This window comes from Plantactinospora sp. A48 (assembly GCF_055793945.1).
On record NZ_JBTIXF010000002.1, the window covers coordinates 128,040 to 147,171 of the forward strand.

At 67.8% G+C, this 19,132-nt stretch carries 18 protein-coding genes and 1 tRNA gene; 15 read left to right on the forward strand and 4 right to left on the reverse strand.

Annotation, left to right across the window (positions count from 1 at the left end; translation table 11 throughout):
* Positions 1-27 precede the first annotated feature (27 nt).
* Positions 28-1,866: a metallophosphoesterase family protein gene (locus tag ACXN5W_RS02170; RefSeq protein WP_473156410.1), complete on the reverse strand. Its 1,839-nt coding sequence runs from the start codon at positions 1,864-1,866 to the stop codon at positions 28-30.
* Between the two features lie 194 nt (positions 1,867-2,060).
* Here ACXN5W_RS02170 and ACXN5W_RS02175 point away from each other — a divergent pair.
* Both ACXN5W_RS02175 and ACXN5W_RS02180 read left to right on the forward strand, forming a co-directional pair.
* Positions 2,061-2,134, forward strand: a tRNA-Thr gene (locus ACXN5W_RS02175).
* Between the two features lie 601 nt (positions 2,135-2,735).
* Complete coding sequence (locus ACXN5W_RS02180) at positions 2,736-3,689, forward strand: NADP-dependent oxidoreductase (protein WP_473156411.1); 954 nt, start codon at positions 2,736-2,738, stop codon at positions 3,687-3,689.
* Between the two features lie 196 nt (positions 3,690-3,885).
* Here the strand turns inward: ACXN5W_RS02180 and rfbB are convergent, their stop codons facing one another.
* Positions 3,886-4,872, reverse strand: a complete 987-nt coding sequence (rfbB, locus tag ACXN5W_RS02185; protein ID WP_473156412.1) for a dTDP-glucose 4,6-dehydratase — start codon at positions 4,870-4,872, stop codon at positions 3,886-3,888.
* Between the two features lie 43 nt (positions 4,873-4,915).
* On the opposite strand from rfbB, the gene rfbA reads away from it, so the two are divergent.
* Positions 4,916-5,803, forward strand: a complete 888-nt coding sequence (gene rfbA / locus ACXN5W_RS02190) for a glucose-1-phosphate thymidylyltransferase RfbA (protein WP_473156413.1) — start codon at positions 4,916-4,918, stop codon at positions 5,801-5,803.
* The gene (locus tag ACXN5W_RS02195; RefSeq protein ID WP_473156414.1) at positions 5,800-6,393 is read left to right on the forward strand and encodes a dTDP-4-dehydrorhamnose 3,5-epimerase family protein; all 594 of its coding nucleotides are present in this window, start codon (positions 5,800-5,802) and stop codon (positions 6,391-6,393) included. The genes rfbA and ACXN5W_RS02195 overlap by 4 nt, the downstream gene beginning before the upstream one ends.
* Positions 6,394-6,495: 102 nt before the next feature.
* Here the strand turns inward: ACXN5W_RS02195 and ACXN5W_RS02200 are convergent, their stop codons facing one another.
* The gene (locus ACXN5W_RS02200; protein WP_473156415.1) at positions 6,496-6,954 is read right to left on the reverse strand and encodes a hypothetical protein; all 459 of its coding nucleotides are present in this window, start codon (positions 6,952-6,954) and stop codon (positions 6,496-6,498) included.
* A 281-nt stretch (positions 6,955-7,235) separates the two neighbouring features.
* On the opposite strand from ACXN5W_RS02200, the gene ACXN5W_RS02205 reads away from it, so the two are divergent.
* Genes ACXN5W_RS02205 through ACXN5W_RS02215 form a run of 3 tightly spaced genes read left to right on the forward strand, consistent with a single transcriptional unit; the run spans position 7,236 to position 9,998 of the window.
* A complete protein-coding gene (locus ACXN5W_RS02205) occupies positions 7,236-8,327 on the forward strand; it encodes a nucleotide disphospho-sugar-binding domain-containing protein (RefSeq protein ID WP_473156416.1) in 1,092 nt (363 codons plus the stop codon).
* Positions 8,328-8,353: 26 nt separating this feature from the next.
* Entirely contained in the window at positions 8,354-9,667 is a 1,314-nt protein-coding gene (gene rfbH / locus ACXN5W_RS02210) for a lipopolysaccharide biosynthesis protein RfbH (protein ID WP_473156417.1), read from the forward strand.
* Positions 9,668-9,671: 4 nt separating this feature from the next.
* Complete coding sequence (locus ACXN5W_RS02215) at positions 9,672-9,998, forward strand: YciI family protein (RefSeq protein ID WP_473156418.1); 327 nt, start codon at positions 9,672-9,674, stop codon at positions 9,996-9,998.
* 152 nt (positions 9,999-10,150) lie between these two features.
* Here ACXN5W_RS02215 and ACXN5W_RS02220 read toward each other — a convergent pair whose 3' ends face one another.
* Positions 10,151-10,756 (reverse strand): TetR/AcrR family transcriptional regulator, encoded by a 606-nt coding sequence (locus ACXN5W_RS02220; protein WP_473156419.1) that lies wholly within the window; start codon positions 10,754-10,756, stop codon positions 10,151-10,153.
* 173 nt (positions 10,757-10,929) lie between these two features.
* Here ACXN5W_RS02220 and ACXN5W_RS02225 point away from each other — a divergent pair, with 173 nt between their 5' ends.
* From ACXN5W_RS02225 to ACXN5W_RS02260, 8 genes are all read left to right on the forward strand, one after another.
* Complete coding sequence (locus ACXN5W_RS02225; protein ID WP_473156420.1) at positions 10,930-12,597, forward strand: vanadium-dependent haloperoxidase; 1,668 nt, start codon at positions 10,930-10,932, stop codon at positions 12,595-12,597.
* Between the two features lie 43 nt (positions 12,598-12,640).
* Complete coding sequence (locus ACXN5W_RS02230; protein ID WP_473156421.1) at positions 12,641-13,615, forward strand: aldo/keto reductase; 975 nt, start codon at positions 12,641-12,643, stop codon at positions 13,613-13,615.
* A 213-nt stretch (positions 13,616-13,828) separates the two neighbouring features.
* Positions 13,829-15,175, forward strand: coding sequence for a class I adenylate-forming enzyme family protein (locus ACXN5W_RS02235; RefSeq protein ID WP_473156422.1), 1,347 nt, complete (start codon positions 13,829-13,831; stop codon positions 15,173-15,175).
* Positions 15,172-15,912 carry an SDR family NAD(P)-dependent oxidoreductase gene (locus tag ACXN5W_RS02240; protein WP_473156423.1) on the forward strand — a complete coding sequence of 247 codons (741 nt, stop codon included), beginning with the start codon at positions 15,172-15,174 and terminating at the stop codon, positions 15,910-15,912. Before ACXN5W_RS02235 ends, ACXN5W_RS02240 begins: the two co-directional genes overlap by 4 nt.
* Positions 15,906-16,193, forward strand: a complete 288-nt coding sequence (locus tag ACXN5W_RS02245) for an acyl carrier protein (protein WP_473156424.1) — start codon at positions 15,906-15,908, stop codon at positions 16,191-16,193. The genes ACXN5W_RS02240 and ACXN5W_RS02245 overlap by 7 nt, the downstream gene beginning before the upstream one ends.
* Positions 16,190-17,212 carry an AvrD family protein gene (locus ACXN5W_RS02250; RefSeq protein ID WP_473156425.1) on the forward strand — a complete coding sequence of 341 codons (1,023 nt, stop codon included), beginning with the start codon at positions 16,190-16,192 and terminating at the stop codon, positions 17,210-17,212. The genes ACXN5W_RS02245 and ACXN5W_RS02250 overlap by 4 nt, the downstream gene beginning before the upstream one ends.
* A gap of 27 nt (positions 17,213-17,239) precedes the next feature.
* Positions 17,240-17,950 carry an AAA family ATPase gene (locus tag ACXN5W_RS02255; RefSeq protein WP_473156426.1) on the forward strand — a complete coding sequence of 237 codons (711 nt, stop codon included), beginning with the start codon at positions 17,240-17,242 and terminating at the stop codon, positions 17,948-17,950.
* A 347-nt stretch (positions 17,951-18,297) separates the two neighbouring features.
* A complete protein-coding gene (locus ACXN5W_RS02260) occupies positions 18,298-18,891 on the forward strand; it encodes a LuxR C-terminal-related transcriptional regulator (protein WP_473156427.1) in 594 nt (197 codons plus the stop codon).
* The last annotated feature ends 241 nt before the right edge of the window (positions 18,892-19,132 follow it).

Sequence of the window (19,132 nt, forward strand, 5' to 3'; positions counted from 1 at the left end):
TCGGGTCAGGTCGGGGCGGCGGGTTCGTCAGCGCAGGGTGATCGGGGGTTCCGCGAGGCGTACCGGGATCGGGGTTTCGGGGGCGATCCAGGCCGCCTCCGGCGGTCCGTCGGGATCCGCCCGCCAGTCGTGGCAGACCCGGTCGACCGCCACCGGATAGATGGTGAGCGTCCCGTCGGCGGCGATGTGCAGCCGGAGGAAGCCCTTGGAATCCTCGATGCCCTGCGCGGCGAACAACTCGTTGAGGTTCACCCCGAAGCCGCCGGCCACCAGCAGGTAGGTGGCGACCAGCTCGGCGGCCACGAAACCGGCGACCGGGCCGTAGAGCACCGCGGCGGCGACCGCCGGTAGCGGCCACTCCCACTGGTAGAACGGCAGGTGCAGCCAGACCCAGGTGCCGGCGGCGGCCAGTGCCACGTGGGCCAGGCCGTGCGCGACGCCGAGGATCCAGTTCCGGGCGTGCCGCTTGCCGCTCACACTCGGCGGCTTGGCGAACAGCGCCGCCCCCAGCAGCGTCACCAGCAGCATGATCAGCAGCGGTACGCTGAACAGGCGCTGCTCGGTGGCGCCCGAGCCGTGCGCGAAGGCCCCGGCCATGGCCAGCATGAGCAGCGTGTGCAGAGTGCCCAGCAGGGTGCCGAAGCCCGGGTTGCGCAGCGGGAGCCGGCCGAAGATGCCCCAGGCGTACCGGCGGGACCGCGCGGCGTCCGGGAAGCGGCCGACCAGCTCGTACGACCGGCCGGGGCTGGCCTTGCGGGAGCGGGTGTCCGGCGGCGGGACCTGGATCCGCGCCGGCAGCCGGTGGGTGGGGTAGAGGTAGGCACCGCCGCCACCGCAGGTGATGAACTCCCGATCCGGTCCGGAGTAGCGGGCGTAGTGGTGCAGGTCCCCGGACAGCAGCAGTCGCACCTGCGCCCCGGTCGGGTCGATCAGCTTCCGGATGAAGTAGTCGATCGAGTCGTACGCCTGCGGGTGGTCGACGGCCTTCACCCAGGAGGGTTCCGGGGTGGCCAGGATGACCTTGGACTCCGGACCGAGGTGCCGGGTCGCCTGCTCGAAGTACGACAGCTGTGGATCGTCCAGGTACGAGCCCGTCTGCCCGTCGAGCGCCAGCAGCCACCAGCCGGCCGACAGCTCGATGGCGAAGTAGGAGCGGGTCTGCGGCGTACACCAGCCACCGATGTTGTCGTCCCGGGACCGGACGAACAGCCGCAGGAACGCGGTCAGCCCGTCGTACCAGTCGTGGTTGCCGGGGATGGCGAACAGCTGGGGCATCTGCTGGCCCGGCGCGGGTCTCGGCAGCGCCGACTCGTACGGACCCTTGCACCGATCCTCGTACGCCTCGGCGCTGGCCGTCGGGTACACCTGGTCGCCGCCCATCACCAGCAGCTGACCGCGCGGCAGCGGTCGACCCGCGACGGGCAGTTCCGGTCGGGACAGCAGATAGGCGATGGAGTACGTGGCGTCGAAGCCGTCTCCCAGGTCGGCCACATAGTCGAACCAGAGTCCACCGTCGCCGACGGTCTGCCGGTGAATCCGGTGCGGCAGTGAGCCCTGCAGCTCACGCTTGTCCAGGTACGCCCCGAACAGCAGCGCCAGCAGCGTGCGCAGGCCCGTGATCACCAGCAGCAGGGGCGCCAGCCAGGGCACCCGGGCCCGCCGGGTGTAGCCCAGCTCCAGCGGATCCAGGCTGCGTGGCCGCCGTGGCTCATCGCTGGCCCCTCCGGGCGTTCCGGCTCCGGACCGCTCGCGGCCGGCCGCCGCCGTCCCGGTGTGCTCGCGGTCGCTCGCCACCGGCTGGGCTGGAATGCCGGGTGTGGTGCTGGATCGGGCGGTTTCGCCGCCGCTGGCGTGATCGTCGGTCACCGCCGGGAGCCTAGTCGTGCCGTTCGGCGCACACTGTCCGCTGCCCGACGCCACCCGGCCTGACGCCGCCCGGCCTGAGTCCGCCCGGCCCGGCCCGGTCCCGGTCGGCCCTTCCAGGAATCGGCGGGTGGGGCCGGCGGGGCGGAAACCCCTGCGATCCCCTCCGGGAGGATGCCGTACACTTGGGCGCTGTTGCCGCCTTAGCTCAGTCGGCTAGAGCGACGCACTCGTAATGCGTAGGTCGACGGTTCGATTCCGTCAGGCGGCTCGGAGATCCGGCCCTGATCAGCGGAGACGCTGGTCAGGGCCGAGTGTCTGGTGATGGTTGGAATCCGGTGGAGCCCTTCGTCGGGGCCCGTGCGCCCTGGGGCATCCCCGGAAACCTCTGCGGGACCTCGGTGCGGTGATCCCGTTCCCACGGGTCCGCGCGTCCGGTCGTCGCTGCCGGGCGTAAATCCGGGCGTCGGCATTTGGGACACCCTGCCTGTGCTACCCGTCGACGCAGGGATCGGGTCAATACGTTTCTGACTTGTTTCTGTGCTTAAATGTCTGTCCAATGTGGTGTTCCTCATTCTGGTCTTCTGCTTGACATGGGGGAGTCCGGTAAACGAGCATCGATACCATGCACCACCATGGGGAATCATCGTGGGTATGGGCTGTATGTCGCCGACATGACCGATGGGTAACCGGATTGTTGGTGTGTCGGATCCCTGCCGTTTGATTCTCATCCGCTCTGCCCGAGAAATGCCGTGGCGAGCGCCCTGCGTTTCGGGCTGCGGCTGTAGCTGGTGGTCCGGCCGAGACTGACGTGATCGTTGTCCTCGGCTGGAGGCGCGCTGCCCGGACGGCGTCGAATACCGAGGAGAGATGTGTCCCAAACCATGAAGGTCGCCCAGACCACCGCCATCGGCGGTCCCGAGGTGCTGCAACTCGTCGAGGTGCCCCGGCCGGTGCCGATTCCCACCGAGGTCCTGGTCAAGGTGCACGCCGCCAGCATCAACCCGGTCGACTGGAAGATCCGTAGCGGCATGTTCCCGTCCGGTGCGCTCGGCGCGCCGCCGTTCGTACTGGGTTGGGACGTGGCCGGGGTGGTGGTCGAGGCCCCCCGGGTGACCCGCTTCGAGCCCGGTGACGAGGTGTACGGCCTGCTCTGGTTCCCCCGTGCCGCCGGTGCCTACGCCGAGTACGCCACCGCTCCGGCCCGACAGTTCGCCCGCAAGCCGGCCGGCCTGTCGTTCGTGGAGGCCGCCGCGCTGCCGCTCGCCGGTCTCACCGCCTGGCAGACGCTCGTCGAGGTCGCCAATGTCGGCCCTGGTCAGCGCGTTCTCGTGACCGCCGCTGCGGGCGGCGTCGGTCATCTCGCCTGCCAGCTGGCCGACCACCTGGGCGCCGAGGTCACCGGCACGGCACGGGCGGCGAAGCACGATCTGATCCGTGACTTCGGGGTGGACCACCCCGTCGACTACACCGCCGTGGACCTCGCCGAGACCGTGCGTGACCAGGACGTGGTCCTCGACCTGCTCGGCGGTTCGCACACGCTGCCCCTGCTCAGCACGCTGCGTCCGGGTGGCCTGCTGATCACCGTGATCGGTCACCCGAGCGAGGAGGTGCTGGCGACTGCCGAGCGGCTCGGGGTGCGGGTCAAGTCGTTCCTGGTGGAGCCGGATCGGGTCGGACTCGAGGCGCTCACCGCCCTCGTCGAACAGGGCGCGCTGCGGGTACACGTGGATCATGTCTTCCCGCTCGCCGACGCGGCCAAGGCACACGAGGCGAGCCAGTCCGGTCGGACCACCGGAAAATTGGTGTTGAGCGTCGCCGACTGACGTCTCAGCTCACGGGCGTCGCCGTATCTTGTGGCCTTTGCCATTGAGGTACGGCGACGCCGAGATGGCTCTTCGGTGCGTTTTTCATTGACGCAGACGAACTCGGTGCCACGTCGGCGGTGAATCGGAGCCGGACCCGTGGCCGCACCCACGAGTCGTCTCCGAGCCGGCGGTCACGCCGGCAGGCGGTCGGCTGTCAGGCCGTCGGTTGCAGGACCTTGGCTCCGAGCGGCAACCACCATTCGCGGTTGTCGCGGTACCAGGTGACGGTATCGGCGAGACCATCGGTCAGAGATACCTGGGGAACATATCCCAGCTCGTTCGTGATCTTGTCGATGTTCATCGCGTATCGGCGGTCGTGCCCCTTCCGGTCCTCGACCCTGCGAACCATGTCCCAGTCCGCCCCGCAGGCGTCAAGCAGCCGTTGGGTCAATTCGCGATTGGTCAGTTCGGTGCCGCCACCAATGTGATACACCTCTCCCGAACGACCTCCGGCGAGAACGAGCGAGATGCCTCGGCAGTGGTCCGAGACGTGCAGCCAGTCGCGCACGTTCAGGCCGTCCCCGTACAGCGGGACGCTCTTTCCCTGCATCAGGTTCGTCACGAAGAGCGGAATGACCTTCTCGGGGAACTGGTACGGACCGTAGTTGTTGCTGCACCGGGTGATCACCACGTCCATTCCGTGGGTCCGGTGGGCGGCGAGGACCATCAGATCCGAAGACGCCTTCGAGGCCGCGTACGGCGATCGCGGCGCGAGGGGCGTGTCCTCGGTCCAGAAGCCCTCGTCGATTGATCCGTAGACCTCGTCGGTGGAGACGTGGACGAATCGTTGAACTCCCGCGTTCCGTGCGGCGTCGAGCAGGCGCTGCGTCCCGACGACGTTGCTGACCGCGAACGTCGCGCCGTCCCGGATCGACCTGTCCACATGCGACTCGGCGGCGAAGTGGATCACGGCGTCGTGGCCCGGGACGACGTCCGCGAGCAGGTCCTGGTCGGTGATGTCGCCCTGGACGAAGGTAAGCCGCGGATGACCAATGGGAATGTTGTCGAGATTGCCAGAATAGGCCAGGTTGTCGATGACGGTGACCGTCGCGTCACGCAGTGTGGGATAGCGGTCGGCGAGCGTATCCCGGGTGAAGCAGGACCCGATGAAGCCGGCACCACCTGTGACAATTATTCGCATGGTCGTAGTTTAAAGTACCGCCGCCAAAGATTACACTGCAAGAATGCGTGGAATTATTCTGGCCGGCGGGACCGGGTCCCGCCTGTGGCCAATCACACGGGCGATGTCCAAACAGCTGATGCCGGTCTTCGACAAGCCGATGATCTATTACCCGCTGAGTACCCTGATCTTGGCCGGAATAGACGACATCATGATCTTGACGACGCCAGAGAGCCAGCATGATTTCCAGCGACTGCTCGGCGGAGGAGAGCAGCTCGGAATTCGGCTCAGCTACCGTACGCAGGACCGACCCGGCGGCATTGGCGAGGCATTCCTCATCGCGGCCGACTTCATCGCCGATGAGCCGGTCGCACTGATCCTCGGCGACAACATCTTCCACGGCAGCGGGCTGGGCTCGCGGCTGGCCGAGAACCTCAACCCGGTCGGCGCCCGCATTCTCGCGGCGCGGGTCGTCGACCCCGAGCGGTACGGGGTCGTCGAGTTCGACGCAGACGGTCAGGTTGTCTCCATCGAGGAGAAGCCGGTCGTGCCGAAATCGGACTACGCCGTGCCTGGCCTCTACTTCTACGACAACCAGGTGGTCGACATCGCGCGCAAGCTGCCGTATTCGGCCCGGAACGAGTTGGAGATAACGGACATCAACGAGGAGTACCAGCGACGGGGCCAGTTGACCGTCTCGGTACTGGACCGTGGCACGGCCTGGCTCGACACCGGCACCTTCACCTCGCTGGTGCAGGCGTCCGAGTTCGTGCGGGTCGTCGAGGAGCGGCAGGGTTTGAAGATCGGTTGCATCGAGGAGGCGGCCTGGCGTGCCGGGCTGATCGATGATGACCAGCTGCGGGAGTTGGCCGGACCGCTGGTGAAGAGCGGATACGGCGACTACCTGCTGCATCTGCTCGCTACCGAGCGGAAGCCGGTGGCCGTTCGATGAAGATCCGCGAGCTGAGTATCGCCGGGGCGTTCGAGGTGACTCCCGCCCTGCACCGGGACAGTCGCGGGGTGTTCCTGGAGTTCTACAAGTCGGATGACCTCGCCGAGGCGACCGGCAGTTCCTTCCGGGTCGCCCAGGCGAACCTGTCGACCTCGATCGAGGGGGTGGTTCGCGGTGTCCACTTCGCGGCGGTGCCGCCTGGGCAGGCCAAGCAGGTGACCTGCATCACCGGGTCGGTGCTCGATGTGGTGGTGGATCTCCGCGTCGGGTCGCCGACCTTCGGTCGTTGGGAGTCGGTCACCCTCGACGACACGCAGCGCCAGGTGATGGTCCTCGCCGAAGGACTCGGTCACGCCTTCTGCTCGCTGACCCCGGACGCCACGGTGATGTACCTGACATCGACCTCGTACGATCCGACCCGTGAGCATGTGGTGAACGCACTCGATCCCGAGCTCGACCTGCCCTGGTCGTCCCGGGATCCGGTCATGTCTCCCCGGGACGCCGCCGCGCCGACCCTGGCCGAGGCCCGGGCCGCCGGGCTGCTGCCCCGGTACGAGGATTGCCGGAGCATCGATGAGCTGCGGGCATAACTGACTCCGCCACCGGGGTGCGGCCCGGTGGCGGAGTCAGTTTCGGGGGAGGAGCAGAGATCAGGGCTGGAACTGGCCGTTGGTCAGAGCTGGCCGTCCAGTTCAGTGGCTGGCGACGACGGCCGCGAACCGCCACCGGAGAACCGGTGTGCCCGGTCCGGCGAGTGTGCCCGGCCCGGCGAGAGTTCCCGAGCGGCCAGCAGAGCGAAGAAACTCGGCGGCGGCGTGGAGAACGCCAGCGAAGTCGTGGCGTGCCTGTGTGGTGACCGGGCGGCCAGGGCGAGTACCGGGCATCGCGGTCGGGAAGACCGCCGCGGAGGTCGATCCGGGAAGGATCGAGGCACTCCGGTGGCCGACCTCGCGGATGCGGGAGTCGACACCACTCGGGAGGCTGGCCGGAACGTGCGGCGTCGACAGCGGGTCGATCACCTCGCGGGGCAGCGGAAATGCGGAAACGATCACGAGACCGTGGTCGTGACCCTGGAACCGGTTAATCACTCTGGGGAGTCGGTTAATCACCAGGAGAGTAAGAACGAGAAATGCGGCAGGCAGGGCGAGCATTACGTCCTCCTCCGCTTCGACCCGGTTCGTTCGACAGCGGAGACGCTAGGGCTCGCCCGCTGGAGACGTCAACCGATCCATCTGGCCTACCCAAATGCGTATACCGCTTGGTGGACCGTTCAGGATGGTCGTTTCGCGGCGTTGCCGTGCCCACCGGTCACGCCTACGGTGCTTTTGAAGCGGCTCCATTGAGCCTTCCTCCAAAATCCGTGTAGGTCCAGGGAGAGGTATTCGTGCGCGTCCTGGTGACCAGTTGCCCCAATTATGGGCACCTTTTTCCAATGGTTCCACTCGCCTGGGCTCTGCGCAATGCGGGCCATGAGGTGCTCGCCGCCGTGCCCACCTCGCTGGTGCCGGTGGCCGTTGGCGCCGGCATCCCGGCGATCTCGATCGGCGACGTCCTGATCCAGTCCACCCATGACGACCAGGCCCCGTCGCACCAGGCGGAGACGACCCAGGCCCTGGTCGAGCACGTGCTCGAGTTCTACGTTCCACTGGCCGAGGCGACCGTGGACCAGATCATCGAGACGGCGCGGGCGTGGCGGGCAGACCTGATCATGCACCCGTCGTGGGACTACGCCGCGCCCATCGCGGCCGCGGCCCTGGGGATCCCCTCGCTGTTCCACAGCTGGGGACTGTTGCCCGAGCCGGAGATCGACGCCGCCGCGAACGAGGCGCTCGCGCCGCTGCGTCGGCGGATCGGTGGCGAGCCGGTCGGGCCGCCCCGCTGGATCGACGTCTGCCCGCCGGGACTGGCCAGCCACGGGCCGGAGGGTGCGCTGCCGATGCGCTACGTGGCGTACAACGGCTCGGCGGAGCTGAAGCCGTGGCTGCTGAGCCAGGCCGACCGTCCCCGGGTCTGCGTGACCCTGGGCAACATCCCGATCCTCGGCGAGCACGACAACGTGGTCGCCACGGTGATCAAGGCCCTCGCCACCGCCGATGTCGAGGTCGTGGTCGCGGCGGCGGACCGGCTCACGGTCGAGACCGACCTTCCGGCCAACGTCCGGGTCGAGCGTCGCCTTCCGCTGCGCCAGCTCCTGCCGACCTGCTCCGTGGCCATCCACCACGGCGGTGCCGGCAGCACCATGGCGGCGATCGTCACCGGGCTGCCGCAGTTGGTGCTGCCGCAGATGTGCGTGCAGTACCAGCACGCCCAGCAGATCGCGGCCGTCGGCGCCGGCGAGTGGTTCGCTCCGGCTGACCTGACCGTCAACGGCGTGCGGGACTCGGTGGAGCGACTGCTGCGGGACCCGGAGCCGGCGCGGATCACCGCGGGGTTGCGGGACCGGCTGGCCGAACGGCCCGAGCCGTCCGATGTCGCCCACACCCTGGCCGCCACCATCCCGTCCGCCCTGCCCGCCAACGCCTGACGGCGTACGGCAGCGAAGGAGAGTTCATGTTCGAGGACGGACACCAAGACATCCTTGAGGCGGTCCGCAAGTACCACCAGACCGCCGACGTGCAGGAGCGCTTCATCCCCGGCGTCACGCCGCTGTTGACCGGCGGCGCGGTGCTCGACGAGGACGACCGGGTCGCCCTGGTCGAGGCGGCCCTGCAGCTGCGCATCGTCGCTGGCGCCGCGTGCTCACGGTTCGAGCGCGAGTTCGCCCGGACGCTGGGACTGCGCAAGGCACACCTGACCAACTCGGGGTCCTCGGCGAACCTGCTCGCCGTGACCGCCCTGACCTCGCCCCAGCTGGGCGATCGGCGCCTGCGCAAGGGCGACGAGGTGGTGACGGTGGCGGCCGGGTTCCCGACCACGGTCAACCCGATCCTGCAGAACGGCATGGTGCCGGTCTTCGTGGACGTGGAACTGGGCACCTACAACACCACCCCGGAGCGCGTCGAGGCGGCGATCACGCCGAAGACGAAGGCCATCGTGCTGGCGCACACCCTCGGCAACCCGTACGCCGCCGAGGAGATCAAGAGCATCGCCGCAGCCCACGGGCTCTGGTTCGTCGAGGACAACTGCGACGGGCTCGACTCGACGTACCGTGGCCGGTTGACCGGCACCTTCGGCGACGTGTCGACCTGCAGCTTCTACCCCGCGCACCACATCACGATGGGCGAGGGCGGCGCTGTGACGACCAACAGCGTCCGGCTCGCCCGGGTGATCGAGTCCGTCCGGGACTGGGGACGCGACTGCTGGTGCCTTCCGGGCGAGGACGACACCTGCCGGCGGCGGTTCGAGTGGACCATGGGGACCCTGCCACCCGGATACGACCACAAGTACACGTATTCCCACATCGGTTACAACCTGAAGGCGACGGATCTGCAGGCCGCGTTGGGTCTGACCCAGCTCGCCAAGCTGCCCCGGCTCAGCGAGGCCCGGCGCCGCAACTGGCAGCACCTGCGGACGGCTCTTGAGGGCACGCCGCACCTGCTGCTTCCGGAGGCCACCAAGGACAGCGACCCGAGCTGGTTCGGCTTCGTGCTCACGATCCAGCCCGACGCGCCGTTCGAGCGGCGGGACATCGTGGCCTTCCTGGAGTCGCGGCGCATCGCCACCCGGCAGCTGTTCGGCGGCAACCTGGTGCGGCACCCGGCCTACCAGGGCGCCGAGTTCCGGGTCAGTGGTGAGCTGACCAACAGCGACATCATCACCGAGCGGTCGTTCTGGGTGGGCGTCCACCCGCGGCTGACCGGCGAGATGGTCGACTACCTGGCCGAGAGCATCCGTTCGTTCGCCACCTCGCCGGCGATGGCGTGACCAGGTGACCGAAGATCGGATCGTCGTGGTGCACTGCCTGGACGCACCCAGCGTCCAGGCGGCGCGCCAGCGGCTGCTGGAGAGCCACTCACGCAGGATCCGGACCGCGCCGTTCACGTTGTTGTCCTACGGCCCGCTGCTCGACGCCGCCGGTGATGTCGCCGTGGGCAGCCTGTTCGTCGTGAGCGCCGACGGTCCGGAAACGGTCGCCGAGTTCTTCTCCGAGGATCCGTTCCGCACCGGTGGGGTCTGGCGGGACGTCCAGGTACACGCCTTCCGGCCGTCAGCGAACGGCCGGGTACGGCTGGACCTGAGTACGCCAGCGGCATAGCCGGTCGCGTCGGCGGGGAAACCCGTCGGCGCGACCGGGCCGGCAGCCCCTTCGGAGTGGTCAGGACCGTGCCACCGGCCGTGTGACGAGGTCGGTGGCACGGTCGGGTCGGTCGGGGGATGCCCCTCCGCCGGCGTCGGTGTGGCGGAAGGTCAGCCGACTGGCGGCACCGGCGCCGCCAGTCGGCGGGCCGCGGTGACCAGTGAGTGGCGCTGCTTGGCCCGCTCCTCCGGACTGTCCGCCGGGCGTCCGGTGAGCATCGCGATCACCTGGGGAGCGCTGAACCACCAGGCCGCCAGAGCAATGACCATGAAAACCAGATGTGCCGTTTCGATGTCCTCGGCGAGCTGGCCGCTGGCCTGTCCGGTCGCGAAGGATTCGACCTTCTCGCGGTAGTAGCGGGCCCGCGCCTCGTGGTCGGCGACGTGGCCGGAGTAGCTGAGGCCCTCCCAGTGCAGCAACCGCACCAGGTGCGGGTGCTCCAGGTGATAGTCGAAGACCAGGCCGGCGAACTCGCCGATGTCCCGGTCCCGCACGGAGGAGAGTGGTACGGCCTTGGCGATGCGGGCCAGTTCCTCTCGGAGAACGATCTCGAAGAGGGCGTCCTTGTCACCGAAGTAGTGGTAGAGCCGCTGCTTGTTGATCCCCGCCCGGCGGGCGATCCCGTCCATGGTCGTACCGGCCAGCCCGTGCTGGGCGAACTCCTCGGTCGCGGCTGCCTTCAGCCGCCGACGAGTTTCCTCAATGTCCCAGGCCACCCCCCGACTGTAACTCCAACCCTTTCGTTGACGTAGCCGAAGGCCGTCTCTATGCTAACTGCAACGTTGGAGATGGAGATCGTGCGTCGAGGGGCGAACAGCCGCGTCCGCACAAGGCGGGCGCGCCGATGGCGTCGGATCTCCGGAGCCGACCAACCTAGGAGTGATAGCTCTTGTTCCCCACCAGAAGGTCCCTGCTCAAGGCCGCCGCCGTCGGCGGTGGCGCGGTAGCCACCACCGCGCTGGCCGGCCTTCCGCAGGCAGCCGAGGCTGCCGAGGGCCCCACAACCGCCAGCCTGTCGCCCCGGGCGTACGCGGATCCCAATCTACGCTCCGCCGCTGGCCGGGCGCTGCGGCTGGCAGCCGCGCAGCGGGACTACCCCCAGCACTTCCCCGCCCACCCGAACAACGGCGACGAGCAGACCCACCCCTACCTGGCGACGTACACCAAGGGACTGCCGCACAACGAGCTGGGTGAGGTGGACCACGCGGCCCACGACGCCCTGCTGCGGGCCATCGCCAGCGGTGACCCGGCGAAGTTCGACGCGGTGCCCATGGGCGCGGCCGGCGGACGCAAGCAGCTCGGGCCACAGGGCGCCCTCGCCTTCGAACTCATGGGCGCCGACACGTTCGGCCTGGTGGTACCCCCGGCGCCGGCGGCGTCCAGCGCCGAGACCGCGGCCGAGCTGGCCGAGCTCTACTGGCAGGCCCTGCTGCGCGACGTGCCGTTCACGGAGTACGAGAGCTCGCCGCTGGCCGCCGAGGCCGCCGCCGACCTGTCGCGGTACACCGGTTACCAGGGGCCGCGCAGCGGGGGCCGGGTCACCCCGGGCACGCTGTTCCGCCCGGGTCTGCCCGGCACCCAGGCCGGCCCGTTCATCTCCCAGTTCATGCTGATGCCGGTGCAGTTCGGGACCTCGCGGATCCAGCAGCTGCACGACACGGTCGCGCCGGGCGTCGACTACCTCGGAACGTTCGCCGACTGGCTCGCCTCGCAGAACGGGGTGAACGCGCCGACGGTGCGCGACTTCTCGCACCAGCGTTACCTGTTCAACGGCCGTGACATGGCCCACTACACGCACTTCGACGTGCTCTACCAGGCGTACCTGTTCGCCGCGCTGACCATGCTCGGTTCCCCGGCCTACCCCGCGTCGTTGCAGGACGCCGGAAACCCGTACTTCCGGTCGGTCAACCAGATGGGCTTCAACTCGTTCGGCTCGCCGCACCTGGCGAGCCTGCTCGCCGACGTGGCGATCCGGGCCATCAAGCACACCGAGTTCCAGCAGTTCAACGTGCATCGTCGGATCCGGCCCGAGGAACTGGCCGGTCGGGTCGAGGTGCATCTGAACCGTTCGCCCGGCCGTTACCCCGGCCTGATCAACAACGAGCTGCTGCACTCGCCGGTGCTGGAGCGGAACAAGTCGCGGTACGGGTCGTACCTGCTCACCCAGTCGTTCCCGGAGGGCTCGCCGATGAGCCCCTCCTACCAGAGTGGACACTCCACGGTGGCCGGCGCCTGCGTCACGGTCCTCAAGGCATGGTTCAACGAGTCGTACGTCCTGCCGGACCCGGTCGTTCCCGGGCCGGACGGGACCACGCTGGTGCCCTACGAGGGTCCGGACAAGGGTCAGCTGACCGTCGGTGGCGAGCTGAACAAGCTGGCCGGCAACATCGGTGCGGGTCGCTCCTACGCCGGGGTCCACTACCGCTCGGACAACACCGCCGCGTTCCGGTTCGGTGAGGAGATCGCCCTCGACCTGCTGCGCGAGCAGCGGGCGGTCTACCTCGAGAAGAGCGCTTTCACCATCACCCGTTTCGATGGGACCACCGTGACGATCTGACCGCGCGTCGGTCGATCGGCAGAAGAGCACAAAGGAGAACACAGTGCGTCGACAGGTGCTGGGCACGCAGGGCATGGAGGTCTCTGCCCTGGGCCTCGGCTGCATGGGCCTGACCTTCGGGTACGGGTCCATCGACGAGGACCGGGCGATCGCCACCGTGCACCGGGCGTTGGACCGGGGCATCACCTTCTTCGACAGCTCGGACCACTACGGTCCGAAGACGAACGAGGTGCTGCTCGGCAAGGCGCTGGCGGGTCGCCGCGACGAGGTGCAGTTGGCCACGAAGTTCGGCACCTACTCCTGGGAGACGCCCCCACGGGTGCCGGACGGGCGGCCTGAGCACGTACGCGAGGCCGTGGACGCGTCCCTGCAGCGGCTGGGGACCGACTACATCGATCTGTACTACCAGCACCGGGTTGACCCGCAGGTGCCGATCGAGGAGACGGTCGGGGCGATGGCCGAGTTGGTCACCGCCGGCAAGGTGCGGTACCTCGGACTCAGCGAGGCCGCCGCGGACACCATCCGGCGGGCCCACCAGGTGCACCCGATCACCGCGATCCAGCCCGAGCACTCCCTGTGGAGCCGCGAGGTGGAGGCGGAGATCGTCCCGGCCATCCAGGAGCTGGGGATCGGCTTCACGCCGTACGCGCCGCTCGGACGGGGCTTCCTCACCGGGTCGATCAATTCGGTGCAGGACCTGGCGGAGAACGATTTCCGCCGCCTTGCCCCCCGATTCCAGGGTGACAATTTTGGTCACAACTGGGAAATGGTGGAGCGGGTCAAGACGGTGGCCGGTCGGCACAATGCCACGGCGGCGCAGGTCGCTCTGGCATGGGTGTTGCAGGCCGTCGAGGGATCGGTTCCGATTCCGGGCACGACCCGGCCTGAGCGGATCGATGAGAACGTCAAGGCCCTGGACCTGACCCTGACCGAGGACGACCTCAAGCTGCTTGAGGCCGACTTCGAGGCGGCGGGTACCCGCTGGCCAGCGCCGATGATGGCCTTCGTCAACGGCTGACAGAACCACGGAAAGAATGGGCGGATCGCCAGTGAAATGGCGATCCGCCCATTCGCCGTGCGATTTTCCGGCAGTCCCTGGGGTAGCAATTCGACTACCCCTGTCGGAGTCCCAGTAATAGCCCGGAAAAGTCATTGTGGCGAATGTGTGACCGCTTGTAGCGTTCTGCTCGCGGGGGTACCACAATTTCGAATGACCACAGGGAGGTACGCAGTGGATTCGTCATTCGTGGACCGACTGAAACGCTTCGGCACGGCGGATGCCGTCGTATTCAACGGGCGGTCCTACAACTACGCGGAGCTGCTCGACGCGGTGGAGGACTGGCGCGCGTACCTGACCGAGCACCAGGTCCGCCCCGGTGACGTGGTGACCCTGGAGGGTTCGTCGTCGCTGCACACCTGCGCGGGTCTGCTCGCTCTCATCGATCGCGGTGCGGTAGCCGTACCGCTGACCCCACTTCCGGACGCGAAGCGTGCGGAGTTCCTCGACGTGGCCCAGGTCGAGACCGTCATCACGGTGACCTCGACCGGCGCGCGGACCTGCGACCGGACCGGCCGCCGTGCCGAGCACGAGCTGTACGACCGGCTGCGTCGCGACGAACGGCCGGGCCTGGTCCTGTTCAGCTCGGGCACCACGGGCCGGAGCAAGGCGTCCGTGCTCGACTTCGGCAAGGTCCTCGCCCGGTACGGCGAGCCGAAGCGGCCACAACGGATCCTGTCGTTCCTGAACCTCGACCACATCGGCGGCATCAACACCCTGTTCCACACCCTCAGCCAGGGTGGTGCCGTGGTGACGCTGGCCGAACGCACCCCCGACACGGTGTTCGCCACCATCGCCGAGCACCGGGTGGAGGTCCTGCCGACGACGCCGACCTTCCTCAACATGGTGCTCATCTCCGGCGTGCTGGACCGCTACGACACCTCGTCGCTGCGCCTCGTCACCTACGGCACCGAGCCGATGCCGTTGCAGACCCTCCAGCGTCTCGCGGCGGCGCTGCCGGAGGTCCGGCTCAAGCAGACGTACGGGCTCTCCGAGGTCGGGATCGTGCCGACCCGGTCCCGGGAGGACGGCACGCTCTGGGTCAAGCTCGGCACCAGCGCCGGATTCTCCTACAAGATCGTCAATAGCGTCCTGTGGGTCCGGTCCGACATGGCCATGCTGGGCTACCTCAACGCGCCCGCGCCCTTCGACGAGGAGGGGTACTTCAACACCCAGGACGTGGTCGAGGTCGACGGGGAGTACGTACACATCCTCGGTCGGCGCTCCGAGATCATCAACGTCGGCGGCGAGAAGGTCTACCCCATCGAGGTGGAGAACGTCCTGCTCGAGGTCCCCAACGTCGCCGAGGCCACGGTGAGCGGACACACCAGCCCGGTGACCGGCATGGTCGTCAAGGCGGTGGTCAAGCTGGCCGAGGAGGAGGACCCGCAGGTCGCCCGCAGCCGGGTACGCGCGTACTGCCGCAGCCGGTTGGAGCGGTACAAGGTGCCGCAGCTCATCGAGATCTCCAACGCCGACCAGCACTCCGACCGCTTCAAGAAGATCCGGGTCGCGGGATGACCGGGACCGACGCCACCTCCGTGGCCCTGATCAGCGGTGGCAGCCGCGGGCTGGGCCTGGCCGTGGTCGAGCGGCTGCTCTCGGAGGGCACCCGGGTGGCCACCTTCAGCCGGTCCGCGACGCCGGAGCTGGAGGAACTTCGGGAGAAGTACGGCGACGACCTGTGGTGGTCCGCCGCGGATCTGCGGGACACCGCTGCCATGCGCCGGGTGGTCAGCGAGACCACCGACCGGCTGGGTCGTGTCGACATCCTGGTGAACAACGCCGGCGTGCTGCACCAGGAACTGCTGCTCACGCTGGCCACCTCGCGCATCGAGGAGCTGGTCTCGGCGAACCTGGTGGCTCCGATGGTCCTCGCGCAGGCGGCGGCCCGCGCGATGAGCCAGTCCGGGGGCGGCGCGATCGTGAACATCTCGTCCATCAACGCCATCCGTGGCTACCGCGGTGTCGCGGCCTACGCCGGAGCGAAGGCCGGACTCGACGGGTTCGGCCGGAGCCTGGCCCGCGAGCTCGGTCCATTCGGCATCCGGGTCAACTCGGTGGTGCCCGGCTTCTTCGACACCGCCATGACCGCCGACGTCACCGAGCGGAACCGGGAACGCATCACCCGGCGTACCCCGCTCGGCCGGCTCGCCTCGGTGGCCGAGATCGTCGAGGCCGTCATCTTCCTGTGCTCGTCCCAGTCCTCATTCATCACCGGTCAGACGCTTGTTGTCGATGGAGGCATCTCATGCTAGGAGTCACTGAGGTTCGGGCCGCGGTCCTCGCCGAGATCAAGGCGCTCCTGTTGGAGGAGGACGAGGAGATCGACGGCGTGCAGGGCTCGGCGCAGCTGCATGACATCGCTCTCAACTCGCTCCTGCTGGCCCGCCTGGTCATCCAGCTGGAGAAGGTGGTCGGTGGCGACCCCTTCGTCGCGGGCGTGGCCGCCATCGCGGACCTCCGCACCGTGGACGACCTCGTGGCCGCGTACGAGCGGGTCGCCGCGGTCCCGGCGGGGGCGGGAGCCAAGGCATGACCACGAGCACCGGAGCGTTGCTCCGCTTCGAATCCATCGATGACTACCTGGGCTCGCCGCACGGTCGGTTCTTCGGCAGCGGTTACCGCCGGGCCATGTACGACGTTCGCGACGTACAGGTCGCGGTCGGCGGTGCCGAGCCGGGTGGTACGACCGCACTGATCGATGTCGCGTATCCCGTTGACTGGTCGCGCAAGGCGGATGCCGACCTGCGACCGCACCTGAGCACGATGGACATGCTGGTGCTCGGCGCTCAGCTCAGCGAGGCCCACCTCATTCAGGGGTTCGGTGGCGACCGGGGCATGCGGCGGCGGTCCTGGATCCGCAAGGTGACCCTGCGCTCGGGCAACGTGCCGCAGGAGGATCTGACCGGGCTCCAGGGCACGGCGAAGCTGCTCTCCAGCTACGCGGCCACCGCCGACGGCACGGCCGTGTCCACCTACGAGAGTCGGATCGGCGCCATGCGCGCCCGTTACGAGATCGTCCATCCGGTGGCCCGGTACGACACCCGGAACGAGCGTTACCCCCGGCTCGAGGCGGTCCTCGGGGATCCGGGAGACCGCTACTACGGCGAGGGATTCCAGGGTCAGCAGCACTGGATCGAGGATGTCCAGGTCGACATGGCGGAGCTTCGCGCCACCGCCCGGGTCGCCCTGGAACAGCTCAGCACCCGCCCGCCCACCGAGGGCATCGAGGGGGAGTACCAGCCGAGCTGGTCGCTGCTCGACTGCTTCGTCGTCAACCTGCAACTGACGCAGATCATGATGTACGAACTCGACGCGGTGCGCCGGCAGGACAGCAACACGCTGTGGATGCTGAAGACCACCTTGCAGGCCGACCGGCCGCTGCGGCCGATCACCGAGGCGACCGGCGTCCAGGCGGCCATCACCGACAAGCACCTCGTCGAGCTGCGAGGCGGTCAGTGGCGTGACGTCACCGTGGCCGGCTCCTGCGCCGGCGTGTCGTTCCGCTCCTCCTTCGCGCACGAACTGCCGACCGGCCACCTCGCCACGGTCTGAGCACCGCCACCGTCAGGAGAAACATAGATGAAGCTCGCTGTATCGGGAACCTATTCGTCCGGTAAGACCCGGTCGGTCATGGCCCTGTCCCACTACACCGGCATCCCCCGTACGCTGGCCAAGGCGATTCGGGAAATCATGCCCGAGGCGCTTCCGGGTAAGGCCCTGGCCGAGGTGACCCCCGCCGAGTTCCTGCAATTGATGATGCGCCGGCACGTCGGGCGGGCGGTCCACGAGGCGCTGCTGGGGGACAGCTTTCTGTCGGACGGCTCCTCCCTTCAGGAATGGCTGTACGGCGCGGCGCGGGTAATGCATGGGATGAATCCGAACGCCACCGCGGACGGCGTGAACGTTCCGGCCGTGGACCCGGCCGAGATGGCCTTCTTCGAGCAGGTCGTGGCCCAGTTCGGCTTCGCGTTCAAACAGCATGTTAAAAACACCTACGACGCCTTTGTCCACTTGCGGCATGAACTGCCCATCACCGACGATGGGCACCGTCCGATGAACGAGAAGTTTCGCACTACGATCGATGAGATGCTGCTCACCACGTTGGAGGAACTCAGGATCCCGGTGGTCGTGATCGGCGGGTCGTTCGAGGAGCGCCTCGACCAGATTGTCCAGACGTTCGAGCTACCGACTGTGATCGATCGCAGTGAGGCCATCGAACGGGCCAACGCCGATTATGCGGCCCTTGACCTGCGTCTTGAGCAGGAGCGCGCGCGTAGCGTAGCCGTCTGAGATGTACGGACCGTAAGCGGATCGGGAAACCGATCGACACGACTAGCCGCCCCGGAACCCGGGGCGGCTAGTCGGCGTGATCGTTATAAATGGCCTAAGATCATTATACCGGAACTTCCACTGTCGTTCGGGGCGCGTAAGCTGTGCCCGGCAGTCGTCGATCGGCGGGTGGTTCGCTGAGACCGCCCGTCTGGGGGACAAGGGCGCCGGGGGGGCCGGTCATGAGTGAGGCATCGTCATCGAGTGAGACACCTTCTTTTCCTGGTCGGGGGCAAACACCTCCCCTCAGCGGGGTCAATGTCGTCGTCACTGTGACAGACGGGTTACAGCGACTCGGGATCGAGCACATGCTGCAACCCTTCGGTCCGGGCATCCGGCTGCACGACGAACCGTGCGTCGAGCGGGCCGTCGTGCTGGCGGAGCTGGATCCCTCGGCGGTGTTGATCGTCGCGTTGCAGGACGTGTTGAACGGCGCGGAGCGCCTGGTGTCGGACGCCGCGGCGGCCGGGGTGAAAGTGCTGGTCCTGCTCGAGGGCGACGATCCCGCCCGGCTGCCCAGCCTGGCCCGCATCCAGGGGTGCGGGTTTCTCAACACCGAGGAATTAAGCGGCGAGACGCTCGTCGACGCGCTGGCGCGTACCGCGAGCGGCGAAGTCATCATTCCGTCGAGACTCGCCGCCAACCTGCTGGCATCCATGGGGCGACCGGCCCAGTCCGCCCCCTATCCGATTCGGGTGACGTCCCGGGAACAGCAGGCACTGCATTTGCTCGCCGAAGGCCTGAGTAACAAGCAGATTGCTCGTAGGCTCGAAATTTCCGAGCACGGAGCGAAGCGTTTGGTCGCTAATCTGATGGCCAAGTTGGACTGCCCTTCCCGTACAGTCGTGGTTGCCAAGGCGATTCAGGTAGGAATGCTGCAAACCTCGGAAAGTCGAGGCTGACCAGGCCCGACGTCACGGGGCGACAGTAAATGCATTTTTGGTGAATCAGCTAAACTGTTTGGTAACCTTACGGTTATCGCATCGTTATAACCAGTTTACCCTTCAGGAATTGTTAAGAGCGGTTCCTCGGGATAAGTTTGGTCACGGTGGCGGACCGATGACTGCGGTGAGGCCGGCCGGGTCAATGGCCGGGGGCGCCCGTATTGTATCTAATTTGTCGCAGTTCATTGAGTTTGGTGAC

What these genes read in the sequence shown, in the direction of transcription:
- rfbB (WP_473156412.1), bottom strand. Translation starts at nt 4,872, where the DNA reads ATGCGAATAATTGTCACAGGTGGTGCCGGCTTCATCGGGTCCTGCTTC.
- rfbA (WP_473156413.1), top strand. Translation starts at nt 4,916, where the DNA reads ATGCGTGGAATTATTCTGGCCGGCGGGACCGGGTCCCGCCTGTGGCCA.
- ACXN5W_RS02195 (WP_473156414.1), top strand. Translation starts at nt 5,800, where the DNA reads ATGAAGATCCGCGAGCTGAGTATCGCCGGGGCGTTCGAGGTGACTCCC.
- ACXN5W_RS02200 (WP_473156415.1), bottom strand. Translation starts at nt 6,954, where the DNA reads ATGCTCGCCCTGCCTGCCGCATTTCTCGTTCTTACTCTCCTGGTGATT.
- ACXN5W_RS02205 (WP_473156416.1), top strand. Translation starts at nt 7,236, where the DNA reads ATGGTTCCACTCGCCTGGGCTCTGCGCAATGCGGGCCATGAGGTGCTC.
- rfbH (WP_473156417.1), top strand. Translation starts at nt 8,354, where the DNA reads ATGTTCGAGGACGGACACCAAGACATCCTTGAGGCGGTCCGCAAGTAC.
- ACXN5W_RS02240 (WP_473156423.1), top strand. Translation starts at nt 15,172, where the DNA reads ATGACCGGGACCGACGCCACCTCCGTGGCCCTGATCAGCGGTGGCAGC.
- ACXN5W_RS02245 (WP_473156424.1), top strand. Translation starts at nt 15,906, where the DNA reads ATGCTAGGAGTCACTGAGGTTCGGGCCGCGGTCCTCGCCGAGATCAAG.
- ACXN5W_RS02250 (WP_473156425.1), top strand. Translation starts at nt 16,190, where the DNA reads ATGACCACGAGCACCGGAGCGTTGCTCCGCTTCGAATCCATCGATGAC.
- ACXN5W_RS02255 (WP_473156426.1), top strand. Translation starts at nt 17,240, where the DNA reads ATGAAGCTCGCTGTATCGGGAACCTATTCGTCCGGTAAGACCCGGTCG.
- ACXN5W_RS02260 (WP_473156427.1), top strand. Translation starts at nt 18,298, where the DNA reads ATGCTGCAACCCTTCGGTCCGGGCATCCGGCTGCACGACGAACCGTGC.